This window comes from Lentzea indica, from assembly GCF_012184385.1.
GTDB classification, from domain to species: domain Bacteria; phylum Actinomycetota; class Actinomycetes; order Mycobacteriales; family Pseudonocardiaceae; genus Lentzea; species Lentzea indica.
Genome location: NZ_VSRL01000290.1, coordinates 1 through 10,454, shown reverse-complemented (window position 1 = coordinate 10,454; position 10,454 = coordinate 1). Strand labels below are relative to the sequence as shown.

Annotated in this window: 16 protein-coding genes; 6 read left to right on the top strand and 10 right to left on the bottom strand. The window is 68.5% G+C overall.

Annotation, left to right across the window (positions count from 1 at the left end; translation table 11 throughout):
* From FXN61_RS42255 to FXN61_RS42245, 3 genes are all read left to right on the top strand, one after another.
* Positions 1-230, top strand: a 230-nt coding sequence (locus FXN61_RS42255; protein WP_167979467.1) for a hypothetical protein, incomplete at its 5' end; no start/stop codon positions are given.
* Positions 227-829, top strand: coding sequence for a tetratricopeptide repeat protein (locus FXN61_RS42250; protein ID WP_167979466.1), 603 nt, complete (start codon positions 227-229; stop codon positions 827-829). The genes FXN61_RS42255 and FXN61_RS42250, both read left to right, overlap by 4 nt.
* The gene (locus FXN61_RS42245; RefSeq protein WP_167979465.1) at positions 826-1,254 is read left to right on the top strand and encodes a tetratricopeptide repeat protein; all 429 of its coding nucleotides are present in this window, start codon (positions 826-828) and stop codon (positions 1,252-1,254) included. The genes FXN61_RS42250 and FXN61_RS42245 overlap by 4 nt, the downstream gene beginning before the upstream one ends.
* 550 nt (positions 1,255-1,804) lie before the next feature.
* Here the strand turns inward: FXN61_RS42245 and FXN61_RS42240 are convergent.
* Positions 1,805-2,512, bottom strand: coding sequence for a hypothetical protein (locus FXN61_RS42240; protein WP_167979464.1), 708 nt, complete (start codon positions 2,510-2,512; stop codon positions 1,805-1,807).
* A gap of 20 nt (positions 2,513-2,532) precedes the next feature.
* Here FXN61_RS42240 and FXN61_RS42235 point away from each other — a divergent pair, with 20 nt between their 5' ends.
* Positions 2,533-2,706 (top strand): hypothetical protein, encoded by a 174-nt coding sequence (locus FXN61_RS42235; protein WP_167979463.1) that lies wholly within the window; start codon positions 2,533-2,535, stop codon positions 2,704-2,706.
* Positions 2,707-3,201: 495 nt separating this feature from the next.
* On the opposite strand, the gene FXN61_RS56015 is transcribed toward FXN61_RS42235, so the two are convergent.
* The gene (locus FXN61_RS56015; RefSeq protein ID WP_188136075.1) at positions 3,202-3,669 is read right to left on the bottom strand and encodes a hypothetical protein; all 468 of its coding nucleotides are present in this window, start codon (positions 3,667-3,669) and stop codon (positions 3,202-3,204) included.
* 582 nt (positions 3,670-4,251) lie between these two features.
* Here FXN61_RS56015 and FXN61_RS42225 point away from each other — a divergent pair.
* Positions 4,252-4,968: a hypothetical protein gene (locus FXN61_RS42225; protein WP_167979462.1), complete on the top strand. Its 717-nt coding sequence runs from the start codon at positions 4,252-4,254 to the stop codon at positions 4,966-4,968.
* A gap of 231 nt (positions 4,969-5,199) precedes the next feature.
* On the opposite strand, the gene FXN61_RS42220 is transcribed toward FXN61_RS42225, so the two are convergent.
* Positions 5,200-5,661 carry a hypothetical protein gene (locus FXN61_RS42220; protein WP_167979461.1) on the bottom strand — a complete coding sequence of 154 codons (462 nt, stop codon included), beginning with the start codon at positions 5,659-5,661 and terminating at the stop codon, positions 5,200-5,202.
* A 167-nt stretch (positions 5,662-5,828) separates the two neighbouring features.
* On the opposite strand from FXN61_RS42220, the gene FXN61_RS42215 reads away from it, so the two are divergent.
* On the top strand, positions 5,829-6,083 hold the full coding sequence (locus FXN61_RS42215) for a PP2C family serine/threonine-protein phosphatase (protein WP_167979460.1): 255 nt from the start codon (positions 5,829-5,831) through the stop codon (positions 6,081-6,083).
* Here FXN61_RS42215 and FXN61_RS42210 read toward each other — a convergent pair.
* From FXN61_RS42210 to FXN61_RS42180, 7 genes are all read right to left on the bottom strand, one after another.
* Positions 6,070-6,285 carry a hypothetical protein gene (locus FXN61_RS42210; RefSeq protein WP_167979459.1) on the bottom strand — a complete coding sequence of 72 codons (216 nt, stop codon included), beginning with the start codon at positions 6,283-6,285 and terminating at the stop codon, positions 6,070-6,072. The genes FXN61_RS42215 and FXN61_RS42210 overlap by 14 nt on opposite strands.
* Before the next feature lie 102 nt (positions 6,286-6,387).
* Entirely contained in the window at positions 6,388-6,738 is a 351-nt protein-coding gene (locus FXN61_RS42205; RefSeq protein WP_188136076.1) for a Uma2 family endonuclease, read from the bottom strand.
* Positions 6,739-6,853: 115 nt separating this feature from the next.
* On the bottom strand, positions 6,854-7,678 hold the full coding sequence (locus tag FXN61_RS42200) for a nucleotidyltransferase family protein (RefSeq protein WP_167979458.1): 825 nt from the start codon (positions 7,676-7,678) through the stop codon (positions 6,854-6,856).
* Positions 7,679-7,693: 15 nt separating this feature from the next.
* On the bottom strand, positions 7,694-8,266 hold the full coding sequence (locus tag FXN61_RS42195; RefSeq protein ID WP_167979457.1) for a GTP-binding protein: 573 nt from the start codon (positions 8,264-8,266) through the stop codon (positions 7,694-7,696).
* On the bottom strand, positions 8,250-8,600 hold the full coding sequence (locus FXN61_RS42190) for a DUF742 domain-containing protein (RefSeq protein WP_167979456.1): 351 nt from the start codon (positions 8,598-8,600) through the stop codon (positions 8,250-8,252). Before FXN61_RS42190 ends, FXN61_RS42195 begins: the two co-directional genes overlap by 17 nt.
* A 3-nt stretch (positions 8,601-8,603) precedes the next feature.
* Positions 8,604-9,041, bottom strand: a complete 438-nt coding sequence (locus FXN61_RS42185; protein WP_167979455.1) for a roadblock/LC7 domain-containing protein — start codon at positions 9,039-9,041, stop codon at positions 8,604-8,606.
* Positions 9,038-10,454, bottom strand: a 1,417-nt coding sequence (locus tag FXN61_RS42180; protein WP_312878422.1) for a HAMP domain-containing sensor histidine kinase, incomplete at its 5' end; no start/stop codon positions are given. The genes FXN61_RS42185 and FXN61_RS42180, both read right to left, overlap by 4 nt.

Sequence of the window (10,454 nt, the reverse complement as noted above, 5' to 3'; positions counted from 1 at the left end):
CAGAGGGCCGGCTGCTCGACGTCCTCGTCCGGGCGCACCTGGTCGATCGCGACCGGACCGGCCGCTACAGCATGCACGACCTGCTCCGCGCCTACGCCGCCGAGCTCGCCGCGCAGGACGAGCCGCCCGAGCGGTCGGCTGCGTTCGACCGGCTGCTGGACCATTATCTGACGTCAACCGCTGCGGCGATGGACGTCGTCTACCCGAGCGGCGGCCGGCCACCGGCGTGACGCCACAGGTGGCCGACCCGGCCAGGATGCGCGCCTGGCTCGATGCCGAACGGTCCAACCTGACCGACCTCTGCGTGTTCGCCGCCGGGCACGAGCGACCGGAGCACGCGATGCGTCTGGCCGAGATGCTGTACCGCTACCTCGAAGCCGGGTACCACTCCGAGGCGCTCGTCGTGCACACCAACGGTTTGCGCGCGGCACGGCAGATCGGCGACCGCGACGGCGAGGCGCGAGCGTTGACCAACCTCGGCGCGGTGCACCGGTTGCTCGGCCGCTACGGTTCAGCGGCGGCCCGGCTGCGCCAGTCCCTGCGCCTGCACCGCGACCGGTCCGACCGGCACGGCGAAGCACGCGCGTTGTCACACCTGGGGATAGTCGAAGACCGGCTGGGGGACACCGACGCAGCCATCGGCTACCTCGAGCAGGCGCTAGCGCGGTACCGCGAGCTGGACGACCGGCACGGCACGGCCGCCGTGCTGACGAACCTCGGCACCGTGCAGAGCCAGGCAGGCGACTACGCCGAGGCGCCCACGCGCTGGCGTCGGGGCGAGCGCTGTTCCGCGAACTCGGCGATCGCGCCGGAGAGGCGAGCGCGTTGACCAACCTGGGCGAGGCAGACATGTACCTGGGCCGGCACACCGCTGCCGCAGCGCACCTGCACGAGGCGCTCTCCCACTTCAGAGACCTGGGCCACCACTACGGCCAGGCCGCGGCGCTGTCCAACCTGGGCCAGGTCTACGTCCGCCTGCATCGCCCGGCGGAGGCCATCGCGATCCTCGAGGAGGCCCTGGAGATCTTCCGCGCGACCGGCCACCGGTACGGCGAGGCCAACACGCTCAACGGGCTGGCCGAAGCCCTGCACGCGGCCAGCCGCCCCGGCGCCCCCGCCGCTTACCGCGAGGCGCTGGCGATCGCCACCGAAACCGGTGACCAGGACGAGCAGTCTCGTGCCACCGCCGGCATCGCCCGGTGCGGTGGCCAGGACTGCCGTACTGGCGGACCTGGAGACCCGTGGGAAAGGTGACGTGTTGCCTTGAAATGTGGCAGGCCCGCGTGGAGGTTCTTCAAACCTGGGCCGGGGTTTGACTGCTTGTGATGCTGCCCGCCACGTGGCGCGAGGACACGCCGCGGAACCGGGTCGCGTGGTGAGTAGCTGGGCCTCGTGCGCACGCCGGAAGGTGATCGCCGCTCCGACGCCGAGCCCCGTCGTGGTGCACGCCGAACACGTGACGTATCCCGTGTTGTCGGGTAACGCGCTGTTGCTGCTACGTTCGCGATCATCACTTCCTGTATTCAGATGAATACGGGATCAGTCCCTGGTTTGGGTGTTGGAATTCCTCAACTGGAGTCCCGGGTTCAAGCGCATCGTCGGCGGCGCCATCTTCGATTTGGCTTCCAGGATGTGCGACCACGGAATCAAGCTGTGTGAAGCGTTCCTCGACGAGCCATGCCCGGGATGGTTCCACACATCACCCGGCGCCACGCCCCGGCGCCCGCCGCTCCGGCCTCACGCGTCCGGCGCGGCGGGCATGGTCATCGACGACGTCGGGGCGTGCCGCACCGACGGCGGCGGGTCAGCGCAGGCGCGAGAGCCGGGCCAGCGACGCCCACTCGTCGGCGATCCTGCTGGGACCCTGCATGATCTCCCCCGAACCCATCTTAAGCTTGACGCACAGGTCGCCGGTGAACAGCCACACCGCGTCGCCCGTCCCGCGAAGCAGGGCCGCGTCGATCTTCTGGGCGAACCGGGTGCCCTCCAGGTGGGGCCAGTACTGCGTGATCGTGTCGATCGGGTGGGCCACCTTCCCCGATCCCATGTAGGTGCACAGGCACTTGTCGTCCTTGAAGAACCATGCCAAGTCGTTGTAGTCGCGGGCGAACGCCGCGTCCACGCCGTTCTCCATCGACGTGCCGGCGAGCGCCGGCCAGATCGCGCCGACGCTGCCCTTGTAGTCGATCTTGTCGGCCCCCATGAAGATCCGTGCCGTACGCGATCCCTTGAAGAAGAACGCCGCGTCCTCCTCCATGCGTGAGAGTGCGGCGTCGAATCCGTCGGCGTAGATGGTTTGCGCGAGCGAGGTCCACAGGTCCTCGATGTAGCCCGGGCCGGTGACGACCTCGTCGGAGCCCATCTTCACGCAGACGCACTGGTTGCCCTTGAAGAACCAGGCGCGGTCGTCCCAGTTCCTGAACAGTGCGGCACTCAGGTCGCGCGTCCAGTCGAGAGGGGGAATGTCGTGGGCGGCCACGTACTGCCCGAAATCTGCGACGTCGGCGGTCATGGAATGGAAGTCCTTTCAGGATGAATCACGTTTTCGTTCGCGGCGACACCGGCGCGACCGAGGTTCCCGCGAGCCTCGCGGGCGCGGGCCGACCTCGGCCTTCGGAGGCCGTCGTGGACCGCATGCCACGGCGTGACACCGTGATAGGAGCATCCGGCCGGGACGTGTCGGTCTACACCGGAAACGTCGTGTGACGACCGGAACACAATTCCACCGGCCATCAGGCCCGTTTGTGTCGTTCCGCGCCGTTGTCGCACTACCGACATCCTGTCGATCTCTCGTCCGTACACGCAACCGAAGATCCCGCTTCCCACACGATGACGCACGCCACCACTCCGTCGGGCGAAATTTCCATGACCTTCCGTGATTTCCGGGAGTCCGCCAACGAGGTTCGGACGAACGCACGTACCTGACAGGTGTGGCCATGCGGTGGTGGCGAAGGCGTTCTCGCGCTGGCGACGATGTGCGCGCGGACGGCGCGGGCGAACTCCGACCGGTGCCGCGGCCATCGGCGCGCGAGCTGCCCGAGGATTGGCTGCGGATGCTGGCGGTCAGCGGCGAGCCCGGAATCACGCCGCAGCAGGCGATCGAAGGCCTACCCCGTGCGCAGGATGCGTTGGGCGGTGAGCCGGACTTCGAGTTCTTGGCGTGGCTCCTGGCCGGTGCTCCCGATTGGGGGGTCGGTGGGGTTACTGCTCGGTTCGGGCACGGGCCTTGGAGAGGCGCAGGGGTGTACGCAGGCCGGTGAGCTTGTGCGTGGTGGGTGTGTCGGTGGGCAGGGGGTAGGGGGCGCGCAGGTAAGCACAGATGACCTCGACGATGGTCTGGCGGTGGGCGGGGTTGTCCTGGGCGACGCGCTCCAGGGCGTAGAACCCGCCGTGGCGGACGGCGGCATTGTCCGAGCCGAGTTGATCGACGGCTTTGACGTAGAGCTCGGTCAGGCGGCGTTCGGTCGCGTCGTGCTCGGTGGCCTGCTGGCGGCGCAGTGCCAGGGCGAGGGTGATCAGGGCACCGATGCCCGCGCCCACAGCCAACCTCGTGTGGATGGTGTCGAGCCGGTCCTGTGCGGTATCGGGGCCAGCACCCTGATCGGCACCGTCACCGCCGTCGCGGTGCTGATCAGCACGGGCACGACGATTGTCAGGACCGGCCGCCACCAACTTGTCCTACCGCGTGATCTGCGAACCAGACGATCATCATGTCGAGCAGCCGGGTTCGCTGGCCGAAACCTGACCGTTCTCAGTGATCGTGTCGGGCCAGCCACGCTCTGACGTGCAGGATGACAGTTGCGTTTGAGACACAACGGATAGATGCTCAACTCGATGATGAACAGGCTCGGATGCGGCGCAAGTGAGGTCCCAATGATCATGGCCTGACGATTGGCTCTCACCAGTGATGCGACATGTAGATGCCCCCACCGGGCGGGGCGCGATCCACCGCAACCGGGTCATTCCAATCTGCGGGTCCACGTCTAGCCCCGCGCAGCGGGCCTGGCCAACTCGGGGGCCAGGCCGCTGATAGGTCTCCCGCTGCGCTTGTTGACGAGCGTGCGCGACACGTTCGACAACGATGATCCGGCCCGGGCCGGATCACCTTCGCCGAGACCAGGTACTCGCACGCCAGCCGGAATAACCACTACGGCGACCCGCATCATGAGACGCGGAACATCGACTCGAACGAGTGATTTCTCTCGCCTAGCTATCTGACGGCGGATACCACGTTGCACACATGTTGGCATCGTGACAGCCCATGTGAGCGCGTCGCCGGTCGGTAAACTCGACGGCGAGATCGTCGCCCTACGCGACGGCCGCCTGGACTTTTGTGCCCTGACCGGCACGCCCCGCGGCCGCGTCGCCGCCGGCATCACCATCTACCTCTCGCCTTCGACCTGCTCGCCGAAGGCGACCACGACCTCCGCACGGCGATCTGCCAGGACCGCCGCTGCAGCTCGCCCCGTGCACCACCGACCGGGACCAGGCCCTCGCCTGGATGCAGCCCGAGGTCTCCGCTGTGGGCATCGAGGGCTGCCTGATCAAACGACTCGACCAGCCCTACCGGGCTGGACGCAACGGGGACTGGATCAAGGTCCGGCACACCGTGTCGTCGACGCGGTCGTCATCGGCGTCACCGGTAACCCCAGCTCACCCGCCGAACTCCTGCTCGCCCGTCCCGACGCCAGCGGCGAACTGCGCCGCATCGGCCTGTCTCAGCCGCTGTCGCCGACCGTGCGGGCTCAGGCCGGACCGCATCTCGACCTCACCGGTGAACCACCCGTTCGCGTGTCCACCGGCCAGTTCGGTAGCCGCGGCGAGACCGAGTACAAGCCCGTCCACCCGAGGCTCGTCGTCGAGGTCGAGGCGGAAGGGTTCGTACACGCCTTCACCAACAGGCTCCGCCCGACCGTTCACCGGGTCCGCCCCGACCTCACGTTGGCTGACCTGCAGTCCGAGACCTGAATGCCCGGTGGCTCCGGCTCCCGCCCACCTGCACGGCACCTGAACCTGCTCGGCTACGAGCGGCGACCGGCCGCCGAGGCTGTCCACTCCACTCGACGTCGAGGCCGATGTTGAGGGCGCTCAACACTGCTCATGGCGTCTGGACCAGCGCAAACCCAGTTCGTTGTTGACTCGCGGTGCCGCGTAGCCAACATCGAGCCAACGTCGATTCAACGTTCGGCCGCAACGCTTTCACCACGCTTTCCCCACACCTGAGGGAGAGGCTGACGCAGCTTGATCACCTTGCGCGTCCGACCTGAAGGGCTTCGACATGACCAGCACGAGCACCACCGCGGCGATCACCACCTCGACCTGGAACCTGCGCGCGCCCGGCGTCGACGAGGACGTGGTCGTCACCGTCGCCTCGGCCACCCACCCTGGTGACCAGGAGCGCAACGCCGACGTGGTGGACGTCGAGTACTTCGAGACGGCGGGCACCGTCGCGGCCGCCGTCCTCGACGGCAAGGGCACAGCGATCGAGACGGTCACGACGATGCGGGCGTGTGCGGCGGCCGCGGTCCGGATCGGCGCCCGGCGCGGTCCGGTGCTGGGCCTGATGACGGCCGGCGGGATGCTCGCCGATCCCGGCTGTGAGTTCGTGCCGGTCGACGGCGTCGGCGCGATCGCGGTGGTCCGCCCCGGTCGTCCGGTCAAGATCGCCCACGTCGGCCGGGCCCGCGCCTACTCCTGGTCAGGCAGCGAGCTCGTGGAGCTCACCGAGGACCAGACCCACGGCCAGCAGCTGCGCGCACGCGGCCGCACCGAGCAGGAGGCCGCCGCCTACGACATTCCTGCAACGCGTCACGTTGGCCCGGTGCGACGTGAGCACGGTCCAGGACAAGCTCACCGACGACGAGCTGGTGCTGCTGACCACGCACGGCGGCCACGATGCCCTCGATCTCGACGGCATGGCCGAGATCGTGCGCGAGCACCACCACGCCGGCGCGGGCGTGGTGGCGGAGGCGATTGTTCACGGCGCACTCGAGCGCGGCGAGCCTGGTCACCGCGCCAACGCCTCGGTGGTCGTCATCACCCTCACTCGCCTGAACGGCCAGTCCGGCGTCACTCGCTGCTAGGACGGCGCGGAGGGCTGTCGACGTAGTTCACGATGAACGCCTTGGCCTGGGGCGACCAGCGATAAGCGATGGCCAGCAGTACGAAGCCGGGCCAGACGACGATGGTCGCCGCGGCAAGGCGGTCCAGGTTTGCGAGAGAAGCGTCAGGCAGCGCCGGGCGCTCACGCAGAACCAGATTCGCACCGACTCTGGCGATGATCACGCCGATGACGACGTAGGCAACAGCGACGACGACAGCGCGATCAACACAAGGAGTCCTGTCAGGACGGTTGCCGTGCCGTTGGTCGGCTGGCTGGCTGATCGGTCAGCGTTTCGGGCCGGTGAGGGCGTCGAGGTCGATCTTCACGGTGATGCCGGCGACCTCGCCGGTGAACACGCCGTACTCGAGCTCGGGAACCTGGTATTCGCCGGTGTCGGTCAGCACGAACGCGGCGAGCGAGACGCGGTCCTGCTGGATGTCGATCACCCAGGTAACCGGGATGCCGTTCGCCGCGTACTCGTGGGGCTTGGTGATGTAGTCGCGGCTGGCGGACTCACCGGGCGAGACGATCTCGACCGCGAGGGCGATCTCGCTCGGGTCCAGGGTCGTGTCCTCCCAGTCGGAAGGGCCCACGACGACATCGGGAACACGGCGCGGAGACTTGCCGACGCCCAGAGCGACGAGCGGGCTCGGCGAAGGCCTCCAGCTCGGCGGGCAACTTTGGATTGAGCTGCTGAATCAGGCGTGAGGCGGCGCAGGCGTGTCGCCTCCACGGCGCACGGCTGGCTGGTCACTGCGGATCCGGGTCGGTTCTCACCCGCTTCAGCACTTCTCGTACGGCGCTGGGGGCGGTGCGGCGACGTGCCGATCGCGACCGGGCCGTTCCCAGCGACGAGCTCTCCAGCAGCCGCACCTTCTCCTGGGTCTGCTGGAAGCGGTCTCGCGCCACTCGCCACGCGCTCACGACCTGGTCGTCGGTCAGCTGCGGGAGGTACACCACCACGGTGTCGTGCTCGGCGGTGCACCAGGTGTCCGCCGTCTCGGCCAGCCACCCACCACGCGTGTGGTTCTGGCCGTCCTTCGCGATCTCGGGCGCTTCGGCGGCGAGCAGGAGAAGCCACAGCTCGATATGCCAAGACCGGGGACACCGATCGCCATGTTCGTCCTGGTCTCCGGGGTTGCTGGCAGCGACCCTCTCGTGCGCGAAGTGCCACTTCAGAAGCCGCGCCAACTGGCGGAACCGGTCACTCGGCGGTTGTTCGGCGGCTTCGGCGGGGCAGTGCTCGAACACGGGCAGGACGTCGACCTGCTCGTCAGCGTGGGCGGAGAGGCACTCGATCCGCACGCTGGTGCGCTTCTCGGGGCCGGGGAAGTCGGCGTGTGCGTAGAGGTTGCGGAACCGGCGAAGGATCTCGCCGGTGTTGTTGTCGTCGTCGTGGTCGGCCCGGCTGACGAGCAAATCGACGTCGTGCATCGGCCGGGTTGCCGTGCTGCGCCGCCAGGAGCCCATCAGCCACAGGTGGGCTGCCGTCTCCAGCTCCTCCGCGCTGGCGGTCTCGGCATCGGCGGTGGTCTCGCCGAGCACGGTCGCCGCGAACCGCCTGAAGCCGCGCACATCGACTCCGCAGTCCTACTGGGAAGTCGCGCGCTCCAGCGTGGTGCGCAGGACGGTCAGGAGTGCGTCGCGAACCGACAGTTTCGCGCGGGCGTCGAATGTGATCAACGGGACGTGGTCCCCGATCGCCAGCGCCCAGCGGATGTCCGCCACCGCGTGGCTGAGCCTGCCCTCGAAGAGGTTGACGGCGACGACGAACGGCAGGCCCGCCTTCTCGAAGTAGTCGACGGCCGGATAACACTCGTCGATGCGCCGCGTGTCGACGATCACGAGCGCGCCCAGCGCGCCCCGTGCCAGGTCGCGCCACATGAAGCCGAAGCGGTCCTGGCCCGGTGTGCCGAACAGGTACAGCTTGATGTCGTCGTCGATCGTGATGCAGCCGAAGTCCAGTGCCACAGTGGTCGTGGTCTTCTCCGGGACGTGGCCGGTGCGGTCCACGTCCTCGGATGCCGTGGTGATGGCCGCCTCGGTGCGCAGTGGCGTGATTTCGGAGATGGATGACACCGCAGTCGTCTTGCCGACCCCGAAGCCGCCTGCGATGATGATCTTGACCGGCGTCGGGGTGCGGGACTCAACTGATGGCTTCAAGGCGGCGGATGATCCTCTCGATCATGGCGGGGTCGCCGGCGAGGCCGGCGATCGGTCTGTGAACGACGACGTACCCGAGCGCGGCCAGATCCGCCACGAGGACTCGGGCCACACCGATGTGCAGCCCGAGAATCGCGGCGACCTCCGCCACCGACATGGTCTTCGTGCACAGCGCCACGATGTCGCGGCGCTCGAACGAAAGGCCCGCGTAGGACGCCGCGCCGAGCTCGCTGGTCAGGACCTGGGTCTCGATCTCCAGGTTGCGGTCGATCGGCTCGGTCCGTCCGGACGTGAGCAGGTACGGCCGCAGCAGCGAGACGTCTCGGTCCGGCATGTCCTACCGCCCGACCGTGAACTTGAGTTCCTCGATCACCTGTGGGGTGAGGACGGCGCTGGCGCGGTTGGCGAACATCGCCATCTCGTAGCCGATCGTGCCGAGACTGGCCTGTTTGGACGCCAGCACGCCCAGGGCGCAGCCGATGCTGATCGTGCAGACGATGAGGTAGCCGTGGCCCAGCTCGATGATGACCTTGTCCGGTGCGCCGAGCGGGTGGCAGTCGGAGACGCCGTTGGCCAGGCTCAGCACGGCCGAGGAGATCGCCGCCAGCCTGTCGGCGTTCTCCCGCACCAGGTCCGACGACATCGCGATGAGCAGACCGTCGGACGACACGGCGATCGCGGCCAGTGCACCTGGGGTGCCCTGGGCGAATCGGGTCACGAGCCAGTTGAAGTTCTGTGCCTCGACGCTGGTCCGTGCGGCGGGGAGCGTGCTCATTCATTGCTCTCTTTCGTCGGTTGGGTGCCTGCTCCGGCGGTGGCGCCCAGTGCCAGACCGTTCGCGAACGCGTCGAGCGCGGCTCGTTCGGCGGCGGGGTCGCGCTGCTGCCAGGAGGCGGTGTTCTCGGGAGCGGGTTTCGCCAGCGCCGCCGAGGTGCTGGTGCGAAGGCTCTGTGCGAGGTTGGCTCCCGGCACACGCCGGGTCAGCCCCGCGCGTCCTTGGCTCTCCGGTGCGATCGCGGGCGCTGGAACGGGTTGCGGCAGGACCGCCACGCGCGCGATGGCCGTCGACATCAGCGTGATCTCGGTGGACAGCTCGCCCGACAGGTGGTCGGGCTGGGCGCGGACTTCCTGCAAGGTCGTCGTGGCGTCGTCCATGAACCAGCCGAAGTCTCCGTCTTGCACCGGTGCCAGTGGCGCAGCCGGTGGCAGTGCGGGCAGGTCCTCCTGCTGCGTCAGCAGATCGGGCGGGATTCTTACCCACGCGGTGACGCCGCCGCCCCCGGTCGGGAGCAGCTCCACGGTGAGCGAGTGTCTGCGCGCCAACCGGCCCACCACGAACAGGCCGAGGACGCTGGTCGGCGCGATGTCCAGCCGCTCGCGCTCCACCAGACGCAGGTTCTCCTCGGCGAGCCTGGCCTCTCTCATCCCGATGCCGTGGTCGACGATCTTCACGACCCAGGAGCCGTCGGCCGCGCGTGTGGTGCCGACCTCCACAGTGGACTCCGGTGGCGAGAACGAGGTCGCGTTCTCCAGCAGTTCGGCGAACAACAGGATCAGGTCCGTCCCGAGGGTTGACGGCATCGTGATCTTGCCCACGGTGCCGAGCCGGACCCGTTGGTAGTCCTCGATCTCCGCCAGCGCCGAGCGCAGGACGGTGCCCAGCTCCATCGGTCCGGCGAGCCTGCCGTCCTCGCGGGTGCCCGCGATCACGAGCAGGTTGTCGGCGGTGCGCCGCAACCGGGTGGAGAGGTGGTCGAGCTGGTACAGGCTGGCGAGCAGCCGCTCGTTCTGCTCGTCGCGTTCCAGCTCGTCGACGAGGGCGAGCTGCCTGCTGACGAGGCTGCGCGTGCGCTTGGCGACGTTGGCGAACATCAGGCTCACGTTGCGTCGCGTGATGGCCTGCCGTTCCACGAGCTGCGCCGCGGTTCCCTGCACGCGGTTGAACGCCTCGGCGAGCCGGCCCAGCTCGTTGCCGGACGACACGTCGATCTCTCTGAGCCGTGCCACCTGCGCGTCGGGTACCTCGGTGTCGGAGACGCGCACGAGCTCGCGGCCGGCGAGATCGGCCACCGCGCCCGCCGCGTCGGTGAGGCTCCGCAACGGGTTCGCGATCGAGCGGCGGACGGCGATCACGAGGCACAGACCAGGACGAACAGCGCGGCGCGCCGACGCCGACGGTCCACGCGAC